The sequence below is a fragment of the Flavobacterium sp. genome, assembly GCF_031381455.1.
In the GTDB taxonomy this organism is placed as follows: domain Bacteria; phylum Bacteroidota; class Bacteroidia; order Flavobacteriales; family Flavobacteriaceae; genus Flavobacterium.
Map to the genome: position 1 here is coordinate 25551 of NZ_JANMXZ010000012.1, position 20916 is coordinate 46466.

General features: G+C 33.2%; 20 protein-coding genes. 9 read left to right on the forward strand and 11 right to left on the reverse strand.

The genetic code is table 11. The features are described from left to right. The first annotated feature begins 135 nt into the window (after positions 1-135). Positions 136-540 carry a hypothetical protein gene (locus tag RMN97_RS03510; protein WP_309613135.1) on the forward strand — a complete coding sequence of 135 codons (405 nt, stop codon included), beginning with the start codon at positions 136-138 and terminating at the stop codon, positions 538-540. Positions 541-580: 40 nt separating this feature from the next. Here the strand turns inward: RMN97_RS03510 and RMN97_RS03515 are convergent, their stop codons facing one another. From RMN97_RS03515 to RMN97_RS03540, 6 genes are all read right to left on the reverse strand, one after another. Beyond that, positions 581-1852: an adenylosuccinate synthase gene (locus RMN97_RS03515; protein WP_309613136.1), complete on the reverse strand. Its 1272-nt coding sequence runs from the start codon at positions 1850-1852 to the stop codon at positions 581-583. 112 nt (positions 1853-1964) lie between these two features. Next, entirely contained in the window at positions 1965-2417 is a 453-nt protein-coding gene (locus RMN97_RS03520) for a transcriptional repressor (protein ID WP_309613137.1), read from the reverse strand. 116 nt (positions 2418-2533) lie between these two features. Further along, positions 2534-4753: a RelA/SpoT family protein gene (locus RMN97_RS03525; protein WP_309613138.1), complete on the reverse strand. Its 2220-nt coding sequence runs from the start codon at positions 4751-4753 to the stop codon at positions 2534-2536. 60 nt (positions 4754-4813) lie between these two features. Then, positions 4814-5257, reverse strand: coding sequence for a DoxX family protein (locus tag RMN97_RS03530; protein WP_309613139.1), 444 nt, complete (start codon positions 5255-5257; stop codon positions 4814-4816). Between the two features lie 35 nt (positions 5258-5292). Next, entirely contained in the window at positions 5293-6084 is a 792-nt protein-coding gene (locus RMN97_RS03535; protein ID WP_309613140.1) for an RNA methyltransferase, read from the reverse strand. Between the two features lie 34 nt (positions 6085-6118). After that, a complete protein-coding gene (locus tag RMN97_RS03540; RefSeq protein WP_309613141.1) occupies positions 6119-7831 on the reverse strand; it encodes a gliding motility-associated C-terminal domain-containing protein in 1713 nt (570 codons plus the stop codon). 189 nt (positions 7832-8020) lie between these two features. Here RMN97_RS03540 and RMN97_RS03545 point away from each other — a divergent pair, with 189 nt between their 5' ends. The 4 genes from RMN97_RS03545 to RMN97_RS03560 are packed head-to-tail and all read left to right on the forward strand — an operon-like array spanning position 8021 to position 11988. Continuing rightward, positions 8021-8998 (forward strand): GNAT family N-acetyltransferase, encoded by a 978-nt coding sequence (locus RMN97_RS03545; protein WP_309613142.1) that lies wholly within the window; start codon positions 8021-8023, stop codon positions 8996-8998. Beyond that, positions 8995-10122 (forward strand): DegT/DnrJ/EryC1/StrS family aminotransferase, encoded by a 1128-nt coding sequence (locus RMN97_RS03550; protein ID WP_309613143.1) that lies wholly within the window; start codon positions 8995-8997, stop codon positions 10120-10122. Before RMN97_RS03545 ends, RMN97_RS03550 begins: the two co-directional genes overlap by 4 nt. Beyond that, complete coding sequence (locus RMN97_RS03555; RefSeq protein ID WP_309613144.1) at positions 10122-10691, forward strand: acyltransferase; 570 nt, start codon at positions 10122-10124, stop codon at positions 10689-10691. Before RMN97_RS03550 ends, RMN97_RS03555 begins: the two co-directional genes overlap by 1 nt. A 37-nt stretch (positions 10692-10728) precedes the next feature. Continuing rightward, positions 10729-11988, forward strand: a complete 1260-nt coding sequence (locus RMN97_RS03560; RefSeq protein ID WP_309613218.1) for an O-antigen translocase — start codon at positions 10729-10731, stop codon at positions 11986-11988. On the opposite strand, the gene RMN97_RS03565 is transcribed toward RMN97_RS03560, so the two are convergent. The 3 genes from RMN97_RS03565 to RMN97_RS03575 form a co-directional block, all read right to left on the reverse strand. After that, positions 11976-12392, reverse strand: coding sequence for a MaoC family dehydratase (locus tag RMN97_RS03565; protein ID WP_309613145.1), 417 nt, complete (start codon positions 12390-12392; stop codon positions 11976-11978). The two genes, RMN97_RS03560 and RMN97_RS03565, sit on opposite strands and share 13 nt — an antisense overlap. An 89-nt stretch (positions 12393-12481) precedes the next feature. Then, complete coding sequence (locus tag RMN97_RS03570) at positions 12482-13849, reverse strand: glycosyltransferase family 39 protein (protein ID WP_309613146.1); 1368 nt, start codon at positions 13847-13849, stop codon at positions 12482-12484. Further along, positions 13846-14979: a glycosyltransferase gene (locus RMN97_RS03575; RefSeq protein ID WP_309613147.1), complete on the reverse strand. Its 1134-nt coding sequence runs from the start codon at positions 14977-14979 to the stop codon at positions 13846-13848. Before RMN97_RS03575 ends, RMN97_RS03570 begins: the two co-directional genes overlap by 4 nt. 229 nt (positions 14980-15208) lie before the next feature. On the opposite strand from RMN97_RS03575, the gene RMN97_RS03580 reads away from it, so the two are divergent. Both RMN97_RS03580 and RMN97_RS03585 read left to right on the forward strand, forming a co-directional pair. Next, positions 15209-16291 carry a glycosyltransferase gene (locus RMN97_RS03580; protein ID WP_309613148.1) on the forward strand — a complete coding sequence of 361 codons (1083 nt, stop codon included), beginning with the start codon at positions 15209-15211 and terminating at the stop codon, positions 16289-16291. Then, a complete protein-coding gene (locus tag RMN97_RS03585; RefSeq protein WP_309613149.1) occupies positions 16291-16704 on the forward strand; it encodes an FdtA/QdtA family cupin domain-containing protein in 414 nt (137 codons plus the stop codon). The genes RMN97_RS03580 and RMN97_RS03585 overlap by 1 nt, the downstream gene beginning before the upstream one ends. Here the strand turns inward: RMN97_RS03585 and RMN97_RS03590 are convergent. After that, positions 16681-17607, reverse strand: a complete 927-nt coding sequence (locus RMN97_RS03590) for a glycosyltransferase (RefSeq protein WP_309613150.1) — start codon at positions 17605-17607, stop codon at positions 16681-16683. The two genes, RMN97_RS03585 and RMN97_RS03590, sit on opposite strands and share 24 nt — an antisense overlap. Between RMN97_RS03590 and RMN97_RS03595 the strand changes: the two genes are divergently transcribed. Then, on the forward strand, positions 17601-18794 hold the full coding sequence (locus RMN97_RS03595) for a hypothetical protein (RefSeq protein ID WP_309613151.1): 1194 nt from the start codon (positions 17601-17603) through the stop codon (positions 18792-18794). The two genes, RMN97_RS03590 and RMN97_RS03595, sit on opposite strands and share 7 nt — an antisense overlap. Positions 18795-18951: 157 nt before the next feature. Next, positions 18952-20061, forward strand: coding sequence for a glycosyltransferase family 39 protein (locus tag RMN97_RS03600; protein WP_309613152.1), 1110 nt, complete (start codon positions 18952-18954; stop codon positions 20059-20061). Here the strand turns inward: RMN97_RS03600 and RMN97_RS03605 are convergent. Continuing rightward, the gene (locus RMN97_RS03605) at positions 20030-20713 is read right to left on the reverse strand and encodes an ATP-binding cassette domain-containing protein (protein ID WP_309613153.1); all 684 of its coding nucleotides are present in this window, start codon (positions 20711-20713) and stop codon (positions 20030-20032) included. The two genes, RMN97_RS03600 and RMN97_RS03605, sit on opposite strands and share 32 nt — an antisense overlap. Positions 20714-20916 lie beyond the last annotated feature (203 nt).

A 20916-nucleotide genomic window follows, 5' to 3' on the forward strand; every position in this document is an offset into this window, starting at 1 on the left:
TTAATTATATTCTTATTATGAACGTAATCAAAACTGTGAATCATGCAATTAAAAAAATTAATAGTAAAACTGTTTGGTTGGTCATAAGAATAACTTTGAGGTTCACAGATTTAGGTCTATTAAAACACAATAATTATGAGATTACCAAAATTTTTACTGGCTGCAATAGTATGTATTGCATTCAGTTCGGCACAGGCACAAGTTAAAACAACAGTAACGCTTCCTGATTGGGGTGTTGCCGATCAGGACAATGCAACCTACTATTACATTCCGGCAACAGAAACGTATTACGACGTCAGAAAAGGAGAGTATGTTTATCAACAAGAAGGCAAATGGGTGAGAACAACTACATTGCCAACAGCTTATAAAGATTATGATCTTTACAGTGGTTACAAAGTGGTACTTACTGACGAGAACGAACCTTTTGCTGATTATGACAATATTAGAGTCAAATATGCAAAAGACTTCAAAGGTGACCCACAAAAAACGTACAAGGTGAAAACAAACCGTAACGGTAAAGTGAAAATCAAAGAAAAATAAAATTAAAAAACCCTCTCGTAACTGAAAGGGTTTCTTTTTTTTATCTGGTTATCGTCTGCTTTCTGTCAGGACCAACAGAAACAATCTTTATTGGGACTTCAACTTCTTTTTCAATGAATTCGATATAGTCTTTTAATTCTTTTGGCAAACTTTCAAAGGTGGTTAAACCGGTTAAATCCTGTTTCCATCCTTTGAATTCAGTGTAAATAGGCGTGACATTTTCTTCTTCGATATTGTATGGTAAATGATGAATCACTTCTCCTTTATAGTTATAGGCTGTAGCTACTTTCAAAGTCTCAAAACCCGAAAGAACATCTCCTTTCATCATCATCAGTTGGGTAACGCCGTTTATTTGTACCGCATATTTTAATGCTACCAAATCTAGCCAACCACAACGTCTTTTTCTACCGGTAACCGAACCAAATTCATTACCAACACTTGCCATCACGTCGCCTGCCTCGTCAAAATCTTCGGTAGGAAATGGACCAGAACCTACGCGAGTTGTATACGCTTTGAAAATTCCATAAACTTCTTTGATTTTATTCGGAGCAATTCCTAAACCAGTACAAGCTCCGGCAGCTGTAGTATTAGATGAGGTTACAAAAGGATAGGTTCCAAAGTCAACATCCAATAACGAACCTTGAGCGCCTTCGCAAAGAATAGATTTTCCTGCTTTTTGGGCTTGTGCCAAATATTCTTCGCTATCAATAAAATCCAATTGCTGCAAGTCTTCAATAGCATCAAAAAATTCGTTTTCTAGTTCCGCTAAATTGTATTGAAGTTCCACACCATAAAAAGCAATCATCGATTCGTGTTTGTCGGCCAAAGCTCTATATCTTTCTTTGAAATCAGCTAATTCAATATCGCCCACACGAATTCCGTTTCTACCGGTTTTGTCCATATACGTTGGTCCGATGCCTTTTAGTGTCGAACCAATTTTGCCTTTGCCTTTGGCAATTTCAGAAGCTGCGTCAAGCAAACGATGCGTAGGTAAAATCAAATGGGCTTTACGCGAAATGAATAATTTTGATTTTAAATCAAGATTGAATTTGGCCAAACCATCAATCTCACTTTTGAAAACTACCGGGTCAATCACAACACCGTTTCCGATAAGGTTGATGTTGTTGCTATGAAAAATCCCCGAAGGAATGGTTCTTAAAACATGTTTGATTCCGTCAAATTCTAAAGTGTGTCCTGCGTTTGGTCCGCCCTGAAAACGAGCAATAATGTCGTATTTAGAAGTTAGGACGTCAACGATTTTTCCTTTGCCTTCGTCGCCCCATTGTAATCCGAGTAGTAAATCTACAGTCATTGTGTGTTGTATGTGTATGTAGTTAGTTGTTGTTTTTGTTAATCTGGTTATGTGTTTATTTGGTTATTTGTAGTTTCAGCCACACGAATAACCGAATTACCAAATCCCCGAATCACTCTTTCTTGTTTGCATAAAAATACAATGAGTGATTGTGAATTTCGATGCCAAATATTTCTTCGATGGTTTGTTTGATTGTTTGAATTCGTGGGTCACAAAACTCAATTACTTCTCCGGTATCGGTCATGATGATATGATCGTGTTGCTTATCGAAATACGATTTCTCATAATGCGCCTGATTTTGTCCAAACTGATGTTTGCGCACCAAACCACAATCTAATAAAAGTTCGATAGTGTTGTACAAGGTAGCACGCGACACGCGATAGTTTTTGTTTTTCATTTTGATATACAAATTCTCGATATCAAAATGCTCTTCGCTATCATAAATCTCCTGAAGAATTGCATAGCGCTCAGGCGTTTTGCGGTGTCCTTTGTTTTCAAGATATAGTGTAAAAACGTTTTTTACGGTCTCTTGATTTTTAGTATTATCGGATGCAATTAGTGTCATGGGACAAAGGTAATTTTTTTGTTTAAAGATTTAATGAAAGTTTGTGAAGTTTATGAGGTTTAAGAAGTTTATTTCTCGAAATATAACCCTGATAAACATCATAAACCTTATAACCCTTAATTAGTATATACTCTAGTCACCTTATCAATACCATCAATTTTTTTTATATTATCGATGAGTTTTTTCAGAATCGCATTATTTTGAACAATAACAGCGACTTGTCCATAAAACATTCCAGCCTCACCACTCAGGGAAATACTTTGGATATTTACATGCATATTATTCGAAATTACTTTGGTCAATTCATTTGTCAATCCTAAACTATCCATACCCGTAATTTTTAAAATAGCTTTAAATTCTTGTTGCGATGAATCAATCCATTTGGCCAGCATAATTCGGTACGCATAATTCGATTGAAGCGCAATTGCATTGGGACAATCTTTTTTGTGGACTTTAATACCTTCATTGATGGTTATAAAGCCAAATACATCATCGCCCGGAATCGGGTTACAGCAGGATGATAATTTATAATCCAATTTATCATTTTCTGCCCCAAAAACCAGCATGTCGTAATTGCTGTTTAGTACGGGTTTGTTAATTTCTTCAGGATTAGAACTTGGTGAACGCTTGATTTTGTTCCTGAAGAAGTTCATCACCGTATTGCTTTTTTGAGCAGCAAAATCCTTAAGTTGTTGGTTTTCTATTGAGCCAATTCCGGCGCGATAAAACAAATCTAAACTGGTTTTTAACTTAAAGAAATTTACTAATTCATTAACCACATTTTCATTGATAGTGATTTTTAAATGTTTTAGTTTTCGAGTCAGCAATTCTTTTCCGTCTTCGGCAATTTTCTTGGTGTTTTCGTTAAGAACGTTTCTGATTTTATTTTTGGCTCGAGAAGTCGTTACATAGTCCAACCAGTTGATTGTTGGTTTTTGATGTACAGAAGTAATGATTTCTATTTGGTCACCACTTTTCAATTCTGAATTGAGCGGCACTAATTTTCCGTTAACACGAGTTCCTCGAGTTTTAATTCCAATTTCAGAATGTATGCTAAAAGCGAAGTCGAGTGAAGTGGCACCTTTGGGCAATGATTTGATTTCACCTTTTGGCGTAAAGACAAAGATTTCTTTGGCATACAAATTCATTTTGAAATCTTCTACAAAGTCGACCGCATTGGTTTCAGAACTTTCTAATGCTTCTTTCAAAAGATTAAGCCAAGTATCCAAACCGCTTTCTTCGGTAGCGCCTTGTTTGTACTTGTAGTGAGCAGCGTATCCTTTTTCGGCAATTTCATCCATCCGTTCACTCCGCACCTGAATTTCTACCCAACGACCTTTTGGTCCCATAACGGTGATATGCAAGGCTTCATAACCTGTTGATTTTGGTGATGAAATCCAGTCACGTAAACGACTTGGACTTGGGCGATAATGATCGGTAACTATAGAGTAAATTTTCCAGGCTAGGAATTTTTCGTCGTGAAGATTTGATTTGTATATAATTCGGAGGGCAAATTTGTCATAGACTTCATCAAAAGTTACGTTTTGAGCCGCCATTTTTCTTCGAATAGAATAGATAGATTTTGGTCTGCCTTTCATGGTATACTCAACACCTTCTATGTCTAACGAATTTTTTAAAACCTCCGAAATTGTTTTGATATATTCGTCTTGTTCTTCTTTGGTTTCCTTGATTTTGCTGACAATATCTTTATAAATATCAGGCTCAGTATATTTTAAACCTAAGTCTTCTAATTTAGTTTTGATATTATACAAGCCCAAACGATGAGCGAGAGGCGCATAGATGTATAAGGTTTCTGAAGCAATTTTTATTTGCTTGTAATCCGGCATGGAATCCATAGTTTGCATATTGTGCAAACGATCCGCAATTTTAATTAAAATCACACGCACATCATCATTCAAAGTCAATAGCATTTTACGGAAATTTTCCGCCTGCATTGAGATGTTCATGTCTTTTTTAACTTGGGAAATTTTGGTCAAACCTTCAACCAAATGGGCAATCTTTGGATTGAATTTTTTTTCGATGTCTTCAATAGTTACATCGGTATCTTCGACTACATCGTGCATTAGAGCGGCAGCAATACTTGTGGCACCAAGTCCAATGTCGGCAGCCACAATTTTGGCAACACCAATAGGATGAAAAATATAGGCTTCACCCGATTTGCGGCGTTGATCTTTATGAGCTTCAACGGCAACATCAAAGGCCTTTCGAATGAGTTTTTTATCAGAATCGGTTAGCGTTTGATAACTTATGCGAAGTAATTCTTTGTATTCTCGGGCAATGGCTTTTTTTTCTTCTTCTAAATCTATTTCAATCATAGCATGTTCAATCAATTCCTAAAATTATGAATAACAAACGAACTGTGCAACTGAATTGTGTTATCGATTGGCAATTTTGTAATCCAAACTATAATTTCCGGGACCAGTAAGATAAATGCCCAGGTAAATTACGAAATAGACAAAAGCAGTGTTTACTTCAATACCATTGTCGCCTGAATGGATTACCTCAAATTTAGCAACACAGGCAATTATATATCCCATGCAGATAAGCAATGGAATTAAAGCCAACCTTGTAAATAAGCCAATGATTAACAATAAACTGCAGAAGAATTCAGCAAAAATGGTCAATGCCAATGGTGTTTTTCCTGTCATACCAAGAAAACTAACTTCTTTAGCCCAAAAATCGGAAGCCGCCATAGTTTCGAAATTTATGAGTTTTTGATACCCATAAAACGCCATAAGAACACCAATAATAATTCTGACAAGTAAAATACCTAAAGATAAATTGATAGGTTGGAACGAGATTAAAAGATTTTTTTTCATTTGAATTTGGTTTAATGGTCGATTATTAAATTGTATTACTTAAATCCGCGTTGACGTTTGGCTTCAAAAATTAAAATGGCAGCAGCCACAGAAACGTTCATACTGTCAATTTCGCCCTGCATCGGAATGATGATATTTTGAGTTGCTTTTTCACGCCAAAGTTTAGTTAACCCCGTAGCTTCTGTACCAACAACTAAAGCAGTTGGTGTAGTGTAATTTTGAGTGTGATATGAAGTCGAATTCTGCAAAGTGGCGCTATAGAAATTGATATTGTTTTTTATTAAAAAATCAATTACTTCTTCAGTTGTCCCAGTTGCAATTTGGTTCGTAAACAAACAGCCTACACTTGAACGAACAATATTCGGATTGTATAAATCGGTTTTTGGATTAGCGATAATTACGGCATCAACTTTGGCTGCATCACATGTTCGCAAAACAGCACCGATATTGCCCGGTTTTTCTATGGCTTCCATTATTAAAATTAACGGATTTTTTGGAAGTTTTAAATCGGATAGTTGTAATGATTTTGATTTGGCTACAGCCAGAATTCCTTCAGTAGTATCGCGATAGGCGAGTTTTTGATAGACTTCTTTTGAGATTTCTATTATTGGACTGTTAGATTTTTGGATTTTTGGATTTTTAGAAAAATCGTTAACTTCATTACAAATTAGAATCGTTTCTATTTGATACTTTCCTTTTATGGCTAACTCAATTTCGCGCATTCCTTCAATCAAAAAAGTGCCGGATTGTTTTCGCGCTTTAGCTTTTTCCTGAAGCTGCACCAACGATTTTATAAACGGATTTTGAGCAGAAGTAATTTGTTTCATAGTGCTAAGTGACAAGTCAAATATACAGTGTTTTTTAATGATTTAAATATAAAAATCCACGCAATGGTCCAGGATAATCTACATCGTTTAAAAACAGCAAATAAAAATAAGTGCCATCAGGAGCGTTTTTACTTCCAACACCATCTTTGACATAACCATCCCAATCTGCTGTATTTTGATTTCCTGTCCAAAGTAATCTTCCCCATCGGCTGTAGATTTCTATTTTGAAATCCAGAAAAATATCACGCAAACCACCAATAAAAAAGGTGTCATTATACGTATCTGTATTGGCAGAAACAAAGTTGTAAACTGTTGGTGGACAATTTCGGGTTGTCAATAAAAACGAAGTAATGCTAAAACAATTATCGTTGAAAATGCGAACAAAAATTTCTTTCGGAGTTGCAATTGCAACATAACTTGATGGATTCAAAATAGGATTTACATCGGCGTTAGCATTTTCAAGCGTTTCATAAAAATGAACAGCATCTTCTGGATTTGTTTTGACCAAATCTTCATAAGACGAAAAGTCAAAAGTGCCACGAGTAAATCCTTCATTACAAGCCACTATATTTTCTAAAGGATTAAAAGTTGGTGAAATCCAAAGCGAATCGTTTGCGATTGAAGTGTTATTATTTTCGATTAATTCGGTCACAATTCCAGTTCCGTTTCCTATGTCATCAACCATAAATTTTATTTCGAAATTTAATGCAATTGTATCAGGCAAAACAATCGTAATTTGACTGCTAATCGAACCGCCTATTGGAATTTCGGAAGGTGTTACTATGGTTTGGAAAATTTGTCCATTGATGTAAATTGAAATCGGAGTTCCTGCCGGCAATGGATTGGTCGAATTTAAATTAAAAACCGTATAACTCACCACAATGGTTTTGGAATCACATTGCTTTTCTACCGAATCGATTGAAACAGTTACGTCTGGTAATTGACTGTTTAATTTGGTTACAACGGTATTAATCATCACAAAATCCTGAAAAGAAGTTAGCGAAATCTCTGCAGTTGTATCGCCAATAGCAATATTGTTTTGAATATCATAAATATCCAAATCCATATTGTACAAAGTTGCACTTCCTGTTATCGAATTTGTTCCATTAAAAACATTATTTGGTGGATTAGAAGCATTGCTTAATAAGGTTCCATTCATTCTGAATTCTTCTGTCGCCAAACTGGAATCGCCTTCCCAAGCAACAAAACCTACTTTGGAATTATTGTCGTCAATTACATTTAATCTACTCAAAGTAATGGATAATTCTTCTGGAACGCCTTGTAAACCATCGTAAACGTTGAGTTGATTTAATGGTAATGCGTCATTTTTATAAATAATCACAATTGCCCAACCTGCAAAATTGGTTCTTCGTTGAGAATGTAACTCTTCAAAAGCCGATATGTCTAAATTGGATAGTGTATAATCGCCATTTCCTGTAGTTTGAATAAGAGAGGTTACATCTTTAAACGCACTAAAATAGGTAAAAGGGACATCATCAAATACCCTAAAAAGCGAGAAAGTTCTATCTGGAGTGATGACATCTGAATTTAAATTGACTTCAAAATCACCGTCACCACTTCCGGCCCAATATAAATAGGCCTTTTCAATTACATCAGTAGAATTTAAAGAAAGTGTTGCTGTAGAAGAAGTGGTTGTTACCAAATCAAAAGCTGTGTTGTTTTCAGCAATATTCATAGTATTACCAATGAAAGTAAAATCATAACGACCATTAAACTGGTTGTACAATGATACATTTTGTCCATTAGTTTTAAAAATGAAACAAACAAGAATACTAAAAAGGAAAAAATGTCGTTTTAATTTCAAAGCAAAACGGTTAAGAAGATAAAATTAAACAATATTTTTGGAAATTGAATTTTTAATAAGGACGACTTTTTTAAAATAAATGTTTAATTTTCCGATGTTTAAAAGCTACTTGTGAAAAACTATTCTATTCGACGATATACTATAGACGATTATGCTCTTTGGAACAACTTTACAAGTAGTGCCAAAAATGCAACGTTTCTGTTTCACCGCGATTTTATGGAATACCATTCCGATAGATTTCAAGATTTTTCGTTGCTTGTTTTTGAAGGAGAAGAATTGGTTTCAGTTCTTCCTGCTAATAAAGTAGAAAATACTCTTTTTTCTCATCAAGGTTTGACTTATGGGGGATTTGTTTTTGAAAGTAAAATTAAATTGGGGGAAGTAATTGTGATAACCAAAGCTGTTTTGGAGTTTTTGAATCAGAATGATATTACGACTTTTCAAGTCAAATTAATTCCATCAATTTACAACACCTTTTTCTCTGAAGAGATTGAGTATGCCGTGTTTTTGCTTGACGCCAAACTGATTCGCAGAGATTGCCTTTCGGTAATTGATTTGGCCAAACCTTTTGCAGTAACCAAAACCCGTAAAGAAAGTATTCGTCGGGGCGAAAAGAACAATTTAGTAATTAAAGAAGAGCTTGAATTTGACTTGTTTTGGAATGAAATATTGATTCCTAATTTGGCAAAAAAACATAATTCCAAACCAGTTCACACAGCAGAAGAAATAAGCAAATTGCAGCAAAAATTTCCAAAAAACATTCGCCATTTTAATGTTTATGCTGATAACAAAATTGTGGCGGGAACAACTGTTTTTATAACAAATGTCGTAGCACATCCGCAATATATTTCGGGAAATGAACAGAAAAATGAACTAGGAAGTTTAGATTTTCTCTATAATCATTTGATTACCGAAGTTTTTAAGAATAAAAATTTCTTTGATTTTGGACCATCACATGAAGAAAACGGAAGGAAAATCAATGAAGGAATATTGTTTTGGAAAGAAACTTTTGGTGCAAAAACAACGGTTCAGGATTATTATGAAGTAAAAACAGCGAATTATCATTTTTTAGAAAATGTAATGCTATGATTAAATTCCTAGACCTGCAAAAAATTAATCAACAATATCAGGAGCAATTTCAGCAAAAGATGAAATTAGTCTTAGATAAAGGTTGGTTTATTTTGGGGGATGAAGTCAAAATATTTGAAAGCAATTTCGCCAACTATTGTGGGGCCAACCATTGTATCGGAGTTGGAAATGGTTTTGATGCTTTGGTGTTGATTTTTAAAGGATATATCCAACTCGGAAAACTTCAAAAAGGCGATGAGGTTATTGTAAGTGCAAATACTTACATAGCCAGCATTTTGGCAATTCTGCAAGCCGATTTAGTTCCTGTTTTAATCGAGCCAAAATTAGAAACTTATAATATCAATCCCGATTTAATTCAGAATAAAATATCCTCAAAAACTAAAGCTGTTTTGGCGGTTCATCTTTATGGACAATTGGCAGAAATGGGAGTAATAAATGCTATCGCCAAACAAAATAATTTATTGGTAATAGAAGACGCAGCGCAATCACATGGTGCAATGCTTCGACAAGCTCAGCAGGACACTTTTACTAGGGCAGGAAATTTATCTGATGCGGCGGCATTTAGTTTTTATCCAGGGAAAAACCTGGGTGCATTGGGCGATGCCGGTGCAATTACGACCAATGATGTTGCTTTGACCAAAGTACTTTTTGCTTTGCGGAATTATGGTTCAGAACAAAAATATCATAACGACTACGTTGGTATAAATTCGCGTTTGGACGAAATACAAGCGGCTTTTTTGAATGTGAAATTACCCCATTTGGAGAGTCAAAATGAAATCCGAAAAACTATCGCAAAACGCTATTTATCAGAAATCAAAAACGAGAAAATAATATTGCCAACCTGGGATTTGTCAGGCTGCCATGTGTTTCATTTATTTGTTATTCGTACGACAGAAAGAGAAGCACTTCAAGGGTATTTGAAACAAAACAATATAGAAACGATTATTCATTATCCAATTCCACCACACCACCAAAAAGCTTTTGCTCCCGAAACTTCGGGATGGAATTCGCTTTCGCTTCCAATAACCGAAAAAATTCATCAAGAAGTGTTAAGTTTGCCAATAAGTCCAGTGATGACAATGGATGAAGTTGATTATGTAATTGCAGTTTTAAACAAGTATTAATGGATGTTTTTGATAAAATAAAATTTTTCTTTTTTGTTAGGTTGAGAATCTGGAAGTATCAATTGCTTTCTGATTGTAAACGCGTAACGGGAAAACCAAACTTATACTTACCACTTTTGTTAAACGGAAGAGGAAAAATTCAGTTTGGAAACAATTTTCAAAATGGAGTTAGTGCGGCGCATTATACCTACTCAACCTATAATTATATTCTTTCAATGTATGAAGATAGTGAAGTAAATTTTGGTAACAATGTTGTTATGGCAAATGGTGCAAGTGTCCAAGCTGTTTCTAAAATAAACATTGGAAATGATGTTATGATTGGTATAAATTGTATGCTTGTTGATACTGATGGACACGATCTTGATCCAGAAAAAAGAATGACTGGCGATATAAAATCTGCGCCTATTACTGTTGGAAATAACGTTATTATTTACTATAATTCTGTTGTTTTTAAAGGCGTAACTATTGGTGATAATTCTGTAATTGGTGCTTGTTCAGTAGTTATAAAAGACATTCCGCCTAATGTTTTTGCGGCAGGTAGTCCCGCTAAAGTAATTCGAAATTTATAGCTTGAAAATACTCAAACAAAATACACTTCTAAAGGTTTTGTCACTGAATTCGATATCAGTTGCAGTTAGTTTTGTTTTGGGCATTTTTTCCTCTAAAATTATATCCATTTTTTTGGGAACATCGGGCATGGCTTTAATGGGAAGTTTTAGAAACTTTGCCTTAATGATGAAATCGGTTGCAACGCTTGGTATCAGCAATTCTATAGTCAAATTATTTGTAGAAAATAAAGAAGATAAACGGGAACTTTCGGTTATTTATTCCACTTTTTTTTGGATATTTTTATTCATCTCTACTGCGTTAGCATTGCTTGTTTTGATATTTGCCTCACCAATTTCCGCTTTTTTATTTTACACAATTAATTATGCAAATCTCATTCGTTTTTTCGGGTTATTAATGCCATTTATGGTTATCAATACGTTTTGGTTGGCTATTTATAATGGTTTAGAAAGATATAAAAGCATCGTTGTAATTCAAATAATCTCTAATGTTTTAATTTTTGGATTAACTGCTTTTTTGATTTGGAAACACAGCATTTCCGGTGGACTTTTTTCTATTGCTATTGGTGAAATTTTAATGGTAACTGTTACTTTTTTATTAGTTAGAAAAGACAGCGATTATTTCAAATTTGATTTGCATAAAATCATGAGTAAAAAATATATCAATGTCATCAAAAAATTCTCAATTATGGCTTTGTTGAGCGCCGTAGTTGTGCCTTTAACGTTGCTGTTTATCCGAAATGAAATTGTTCAAAATTACTCTATTCATGATGCCGGAATTTGGGATGCAGTCAATAGATTATCGAGTTTTTATATGATGTTTTTCAGTTCAGGATTATCATTGTATTATATGCCAAAACTGGCGTCAATCCATACCAAAAGAGAGTTCATAACAGAATTAAAATCCTATTTTAAAATCTTTGTTCCGTTGTTTTTGATGATATTAATCGTAATTTATTTTGCAAAAAGTATTATTCTTAACGTGGCGTTTACAAAGGAATTTTCAAGTATCAATGAGTTATTGATTTGGCAATTAGCAGGCGATTTTATCAAGATTATTACCTTGGCCTTTGGTTTCCAAATTGTAGTAAAAACGATGATGAAGCGTTATTTTATCGGGGAAATTACATTTAATTTATGCTATTTTTTTCTCTCTGTTTATTTGATGAAAAAGTTTTCTGTTGAAGGGGTTGTACAAGCTTATTTTTACGCTAACCTGATTTGTCTTTTATTGGTATTGTTTATGTTTAAAAATTTATTTATAAATAGTTTTAAGAAAAAGAGGAATCACCAATTGTAAAACTTTTTGTTCATTAATAATGCCTCGCCAGATACTTTAAGTTCAGCAGTAGCCTTTTCATATATTTCATTCAAATAGAGTACTCTGTTTTTATCTGGGAAAAGTTCTTTAACCCTAAAAACCGCTATATATTCCACTCCTGTAAATATAGGTTTAAAGTATCTTGCATTCTGGCTTATCAGAATATGTTGGTCCGGATATAATTCTGTACCATATATTTTTGAAAATATGCTTATGCTAAAATAACCATGAACAATGCATCTTCCGTAGATTGTATCTTTTGAATATTCTTCCGATATGTGAATTGGGTTTACATCACCAGATAATTCTGCATAGGCAATTACATCTTCATTCTTAAAACTGAAGTTGTATTTATAGACATCATTAATTTTAGGTCTTTTCATAAACTATCCTTTTTATTTATACTAATATGCTTTGTTTTTATATTTGTCTTAGCCTTGTTCAGAAAGCTTTTTATCAAAAATATAAAAAATTAATTCTCTGAATAAACATTATAATATTTGGTTTTGTATACCGGTTTTTTAATTGTTGTTTTGTCAAAATCCAATCCGATAATGGAATAGTCATACTGTAAAGTATCAGCAGAAACATTCTTCCCTTTTTCTTCCTCAAATTTATAATTGGTAAAGCCTTTCGATATCAAATCAAATTTAAGATTGTAAAAAATCAAATTGCCATTTGTATAATAATGATGATTGCCCTGAATCTTTTTGATGATTTTATCAGAAGTTATATTCAAAGCCCAATCTTTATCTTCATAGGCCAAAATTTTAGTCTCAAAATTGAAAAGAAAAACAAACTGAATACCTAAAAGGAACGGAAACATAAAACGCAGTTTAAGTTTGTCAATCGCTGTTTTATAAGGAATAAGTACTAGTAGCAATAACACAATACTGCAATAATTGAATACTCTCGCATACGGATTTACACGCTGAATGGTAATTAAAATTAAAGGCGTAAAAATCATAACCAGCACAAAAAGCAATGTCTTTTTTTCTTTTGATTTCCAAATAAGATATAGGCTTAAACTGCAAATAGAAATAACAATCAACCAATGAATTCCTGTGATTTCCTGAATTGCAAAAAGGGAATAAGTTGGCATTGATTTTAGAGTTGGAATAAATCCCATAGGTTTTACATACGGATTGCTGATAATGCTGCTTAATCCGCAGTTGTAAATTATAGGTGAATAAAGCAGCATTGATGTCAAAAAAATGCCAAAACCAACTTTAACTTGTGCCCAAAACAAATGACGTTTTACAAATATAATATATGCACTTAGCGAGATAATCGGATAAATAAATGTCGGAATCGTATACAATCCAAGCACCGAAAACAAACCAAAAAGCAAAAAATTTTTTCGTCTTTCGTCACCGTTACTAATCTTGAAAGTATAATGTAAACAGGCAATAAACAATAGAGCAACCAAACCGTAACCTCTGGCCATATAGCTGTAATAAACCGTTAAAAAAAGTCCTGAATATAAACCAACAAGGAGCAATCCGAAGTTTCTGCTGAAAAAGGTAATCGCAAATTTGTAAAGCGCCAAAAGACTTATAATGTTGATGAAGATTGAAGTCAACCTGATTTTAAAAAGGATGTTTCCTAAAGGCAAATTATTACTAATGCTGGTTAGTATCGAATAAAAAACATGGTTATTTGGCGCCGGATAATTAGTAACTGTTTCTGCTAATCCTTCGCGTGTAAATAAGATATAGGTGCAGGCTTCGTCAAAAGAAACGGGCAGCGTCAAAGCATAATTGACAGAAGCGATTGTGGCTATCAAAACAAGCCAAAGAAATAGAAAATGGTTTTGTATGTAATGATTCACCTGCTTCATTTTTCCCAAGTGTCAAGATACTTCCTGGCAATTTTAACGTAATCGTGTTCTTTCTCAATAAAAATTCTGGCGTGGTTTCCAATCGCTATTATTTCGGTTGGATTCTCGATTAAAAAAGACAGTTCACTTACCAAATAATCAACATCGGGTAAACCATTTATGGCGACTTTTTCAGTTAAATTATAGTGCTTTTCAAAGACATCACTCGCATTGGTGAATACAGCTTTTCCTTTTGCCATAGCTTCCAATCCATTACTGCCTTGATCATGACCATACAATTGATCGAGCAAAATATGCGCTTGATTGTATCGGTTGATATAATCATTATAAGGAACATTTTCGGTGACAAAAACATCAATTTTGGTGTCATATTTTTTCTTTATGATTTCCAAAGCTTTTTCAAAAAAATCATTTCCTTTCTTGAAATAACTTTCCCTGTTTATTCCATGGAAAATGACAATTCTCTCGTTGATTACCAATTCCTTTTTTGGAAATTTATCTAGGTTTATTGGACTCGGAATTAAGCCCAAATACTTCGGATGATTTTGCGACGGAATATGATAATCCAAATCGGTTGCAATCACACCTTGGATATTTTCATAGATATAGTGATGCAGTTTTTCAAAAGGTTTGGTCCTGAATTTTAAAACATTCGAAAAGTCTTTATCCGCAATTTTTCCGGCTAAATATGGTTGCACAATCGACGGATTTTCTGGATGCTGAAAGTTGTAATCGACATACATATAATCATCGCCAGCCGAAAGCAAAAACACTTTTTGGTTGTGTTTAAAAAGGTATTCCAGAATTTTTTTCTCATGGGTATAATCACAAAAAAAACTATTCTCATTTATCAATTGAACGACATCAAAACTTTTGAAATGGTTTCTGTTTTTCCAGAATTGGCGATAGGTTAAATAGGAAGAAATATCAAAACCGGTAAGGACTAAAATGATAAGTTTAATTTTTTTTCTGAAACCCGAATCCCATTTTTTCTCCAAAGGAAAATCGACCGGAAAATCTTTGAAACCATCTTTAAAACCCAAAATGGTCACATCGTTTCCGAGCTTTTGCAAACCTTCTTTTAAGGAATTGTGCAATCGGCTGTATTCTCCAATGAGTAAAATCTTCATTTTTATTTTTTATTTTTCAACCACATAGATACATAGTCTTTGCTATTTTTTCATAGGCGTTTCACTTTTTTTAGATAAAACAGAGCTATGTTTATTCAAGAATTGAACTAGATAAACCTAATTTTCTATGTTTCTATGTGGTTTGTTTTGAATTTTTTTGCGTTTAAAATAATTACACCCAACTGGTTATTTCTATATTTGACAAATATCCATGCAATATAAGTAAGAAATGAAAAACAACAACAAAATTGCTATAGTTTCCGCTTCACTTGGTGTTGGCGGAGCTGAGCGTTTTGCAGGTTTGTTGAGTGTCATGTTACACAATTTAGGTTATGAAGTGCATCATATCATTATTTTAGACCATGTTGATTATGATTTCAAAGGGAAACTGGTCAACTTAGGGGAATTATTTGCTGATGAAAAAGGTATTTTCAGAGCCATAAAAAAAGGAAAGTACATTGCCAACTATCTTCATGAAAATGATATTCAAATAGTGATTGATAATCGCTCCAGACCATTTTTTATCCGTGAGATTTTCACCAAATGGATTTATGGCAACAGAAAAACGTATTTTATGATTCACAGCTCGAATCTTGAAATGTATTTTTCGAATTTCGATTTTGGGGTTAATTTTCTATATCAAAAAGCCACCAAATTGGTTTGTGTTTCGAAAGATATTGAGCTTAAAATACAAGAGAAATATCATCTAAAAAACACCACAACAATTCATAATTCGGTTGATTTTCCTTATAAAATCTATCAATTACCCAATCTTATTCCGAAAAATTACATGTTGTTTTTTGGCAGATTTGAAGAACAAATCAAGAATTTTACTTTGATGCTCAGCGCTTTTAAACAGTCCAAAGTTTACGCAAAAGGAACAATGCTGTTGCTTGTTGGAGAAGGTTCAAGCAAAGATTTTATTCAGACAAAAATTGCGGAATTGCAATTAGAATCCTTTGTTCTTGTTTTGCCATTTCAAAAGAATATTACCGCTTTTGTCCAAAATGCAAAATGCACTATTTTGACAAGTCGTTTTGAAGGTTTCCCAATGAGTTTGGTCGAATCGTTGGCTGCAGCAACACCAGTGATTTCAGTAGATTGTGAAACTGGTCCAAAAGAAATCATCCAAAATAATTTTAACGGATTATTAGTAGAAAACCACAACGAAAATGCCTTGGCAGAAGCGATAAAAACCATGATAGAAGATGAAAATTTATATCAAACCTGTAAAAATAATGCGCAAAAAAGCGTAGAACATTTATCTTTGACAACCATTGCCCAACATTGGAAACAATTATTAGAAGCATAATGACAACAATTCACGACGCAATTATTCTCGATATTACCAAAGTCCACGATACGCGTGGTAATCTTTCTGTGATTGAAGGAAATGCGGTTCCATTTGAAATGAAGCGCGTTTATTATTTATACGATATTCCCAGTGGTGCAAGACGCGGAGGTCATTCGCATAAAAATCAGCAAGAATTATTAGTGGCTTTGAGTGGTAGTTTTGATGTGATTTTGAATGATGGTAACGAACAAAAAACGGTTACGCTCAACAAACCTAACGTTGGCTTACTAATCGTTAACGGAATTTGGCGCGAGTTACAGAACTTTTCTTCGGGTTCTGTTTGCTTGGTTTTAGCTTCAGATGTTTTTGAAGAGGAAGATTATATCAGAGATTTTGAAGAATTTAAATTATCTAAAAACGGAAGTTCCTAAACCAATATTGGCTAAAAATCTTTGAAACCAAATAAGTGGCTTCAGTGTAATAGGAGGTAATTCAAGTAGTATTCTTTTTTTCCAAGTTAAATTTTTCAAGTCGATTTCAGAATAAATTTCCTTAGAATATTCCCATCTTCCAGTTAGATTGCATTTTATTGCAGAAGAAAACCGATTCAAATCCATATACTTTTTCAACGCCGGATTTTGTTTTTCGCCGGATTTATATTTTTCAAAAAAGGCATCTTCAAAAATATAATTCCTACTTCTGGAAATACTTTTTTTGTCAAAAACATAACGCGCTAAAATCTGCCAAATAAAGACCACTTGATATTGCAATCCAATCCGTATCCATAAATCAGTATCTTCGGAAACTTTTAACTGCTCGTCAAAAACACCAACTTTTTTAAAAACATCTTTGTGAATGCAAACAGCCGATGTCCAAAGCACAGCTTCTGTTTGACTGGCTTCAAAGAAATTCACAATTTCAAAATCGTTTTTTTTATCAAAAGAATACCTCGCAGGAAATGTCTTTTTGCCGGTTTCAATTTCAATGGCAGCCGCAAATACTTTTTCATTAGGAAGTTTTTGAATATAGTGATTCATAGTTGCTAAAAAATTGGAATCCCAAAAATCATCCGCATCGAGAAAGCAAATATAATCAGCCGAAGCTATACCGATTCCTAGGTTTCGGGCAACGGCAACACCTTTGTTTTCCTTTAAAAAATAAAGAATTCTTTCGTCAGTGATGGCTAAAATTTCGGCTTCGCTTTTATCGGTTGAACCATCGTTTATGATAATAATTTCAAAGTCGATAAAAGATTGGCTTAAAACACTTTTCAATGTTTTTGCTACAAAACGTTCTTTGTTGAAAACAGGAATAATTATCGAAAAAAATGGCATACCTCAATTTTGAATTCAAATATACTCAAAAGACGCTTTTACTTCTTTTTAAAATGCTATTTTTGTCCATAGCAATGCAAACAAAACCAATTCACATCATCAGTTTTGACAATCCGTTTCCACCAAATTATGGTGGAGTAATTGACGTCTTTTATAAAATTAAGAGCTTACACCAATTGGGTTTTGAAATTTATCTGCACTGTTTTTATGATGACAGGAGCGAGGTTTCAGAGGAATTAAAAGCCATTGCTAAAACTGTTTTTCTCTACAAAAAAAACCGAAATCCTTTGTTTCTATTCTCTTCAATTCCGTTAAGTGTTACTTCTAGATTTCATAAAGATTTAATTCAAAATATAAATTCTGTTGAAGCACCAATTTTATTTGAAGGATTACAAACCACGATGATTCTGAATAAGATTAAATTGGGAAACAGAAAGCTTTTTTTGCGACTTCATAATTTGGAATCCAATTTTTATGCTGGTATGAGTAAAAATGAAACCAGCTTTTTAAAAAAAATGCTTTATTATCTGGAGTCCAAAAAATACACTAGTTATCAAAACAAAATTGTAGACTTTGATTGTGTGTTTACGCTTTCAAAAATGGAATTTGAATATGTTAAAACCAAAACGGAAATGGTTTGTTATATTCCGGTATTTCATGGAAATGAAACCTTTAATTCCTTATCAGAATTTGGAAATTATGCTTTTTATCACGGGGATTTGCGTTTGCCGGATAATAAAAAAGCAGTTTCTTATCTTATCCGATTGTTTCAGAAAATACCGGATTATAAACTGATAATCGCTTCATCTAATGGTAAGGAATTTGTTGAAAAGCAATTCCACGAAGCTAAAAATGTAGCGTTTATTACCATAGAAAATGAAGTGCATTTAGCAGCACTTTTAGCCAATGCACATATCAATGTTATGCTTTCCTTTCAGCAAGCTGGGACGAAATTGAAAATTGTAAATTCTTTATTTAAAAGTCGGTTTTGTTTAATAAATGATAATATGGTTGACGACGAGCGCATTGTCAGTCTTTGTGAAATTGCCAATAGCGAAAAAGAGTTTATCGAAAAAATTAATCTACTAAAAAGTCAGCCATTTACTCAAAATAAGGAAAGAGAAAACGTGCTGTTAGAAGTCTTTAATGATTTGGATAACGCCAAAAAACTAGAATCTTTTTTATAGAAGTAAAGTGATAAAACAATTCTCAAAATATAAATACCATCTGCTCATTATTTTCGTGGGTTTGTGTTGTTTGGAACTATTGAATTTCCTATTACAATTAGACAAGCAAACGTTGATTTATCCTGATTGTAAAAACTATCTTGAGTCGGCGCAAAAAATGTATCACAAGTTCACAGGGCATTATTATCGGCCGATGGTCATGGCTTTTATTACTGGATTTCCGTATTTATTTGGAAGTTCAGATGCTGAAATTTTTCAGTGGAGTTTATTTGTCAATATAGTTTGTTGGCTAGGGACTTCGATACTTTTATTTGAAATTTTAAAGCAATTTATCAATAAAAAAATTGCTTTTTGGTTTGCTATTATTCCTTTTTTCATTCTGGGAAATATTATTTGGAACTTCCATATATTGACCGAAAATATTTTTGTTTTTTTTATCATGTTAGCTTTTTATTTGATGTTTCAATATTATAAAACATTGGAGTTTTGGTATTTGTCATTATCAATTTCCTTGTTTTTATCTAGTATGTTGATAAAACCTGGCGCCAAGTTTTTAGCCATAATTATCACTTTGTTTTTCATCAAAGAAATTTTTAGAAATTACAAGTCCAAAAGCATGATTTTTCTTTACGGTAGTGTGTTGATGATTGTAATTCAAGTAGTAGGAATGCGTGTTCAGTATGGTGATTTTACCATCACTTACATTGACAGTGTAACCTATCATAATTATATTTGTAGCAAAGCCGAATGTTTTAAAAATGGAGAAAAATATGATCAAAGCAATAACCGAAGAACAAAATATTTATTCACTCTAGATTTTACGGAACAAAAAAGGGTAGCTTTAGAAGACTTTAAACACCAAATCAAAACCAATTTTTCGAATTTAGTTAAAGCTTATTTTTTGGATGTTGAAGAAAATTCAAAATCAGGAAATGTATGTATTAAATATTTGAAAAATTATAAAAATAAAAATGATTTTTCGTTTTGGAAAGATTTTGTATTTAATATTACAATGTGGCAAAACAGAATATTTACGGTATTGGCAATTTTGCTGTCGGCTTTGTTTTTATACAAAAATTTCAGGAAAGAAAGAATATACTTTTTTGTAGCCTTTTTTATAACTTACATCATAGTGTTGTCTGGAATATCATGCGATCAAGGCGATAGATTTCACCTTGTTACTTTTCCTTTTGTAATTATGCTTTTGGCAAAATATTTATCAGAAACTACAAGATTTAAACCGTTTTTTGCACCACTTCAAAAATAGTGTTGTCTTCGCATTTCAATGTTTTGGCAGGGAATTTCATAATCACAGCATAATCGTGGGTCGCCATGATAACTGTTTTTCCGTTATCGTTGATTTTTTTTAGCACCGCTAATACTTCAGCACTTGTTTGTGGATCTAAGTTTCCTGTAGGTTCATCAGCCAGAATTAATTCAGGATCATTCAATAAAGCACGGGCAATAGCAACTCTTTGTTGTTCACCGCCGGAAAGCTGATGAGGCATTTTGTTTGTCAAACCTTTCATCCCAACACTATGCAAAACTTCATCAATTTTAACCTGCATTTCAGTCTTGTTTGTCCAACCTGTTGCTCTTAATACAAAAAGCATATTCTCGTTCACATTTCTGTCTGGAAGCAATTGAAAATCCTGAAATACGATACCAATTTTTCTTCTCAAAAACGGAATCTCATTTTCTTTTAGATTTAGTAAATCATAACCAACAATGTATCCGGAACCAACGGTTAGCTGTAAATCGCCATAAAGCGTCTTCATAAAACTACTTTTTCCGGTTCCGGTTTTACCAATGATATAAAGGAATTCGCCTTCTTTAACATCAAGATTTATTTGTGATAAAATCACTTTGTTTTCTTGGTAAATCGTTACGTTTTTTAGAGATAAAACAGTTTCTGACATGGGTAATTTGTTTATTGGGTAAATGTAATAAGATAAGGTTTGTATTCAAAATTATTTTTATAAGAATATAGAACATAGAGAATAGAATATAGATTTTACGTCTAAGTGTCTGTCTATGTTCTATTTTCTTTTCTCTTTTCTCTTCCTGAAAAATTGTTTACAACAATGTTTATAATAAATGATATGCTTTTTACGTTATAGGT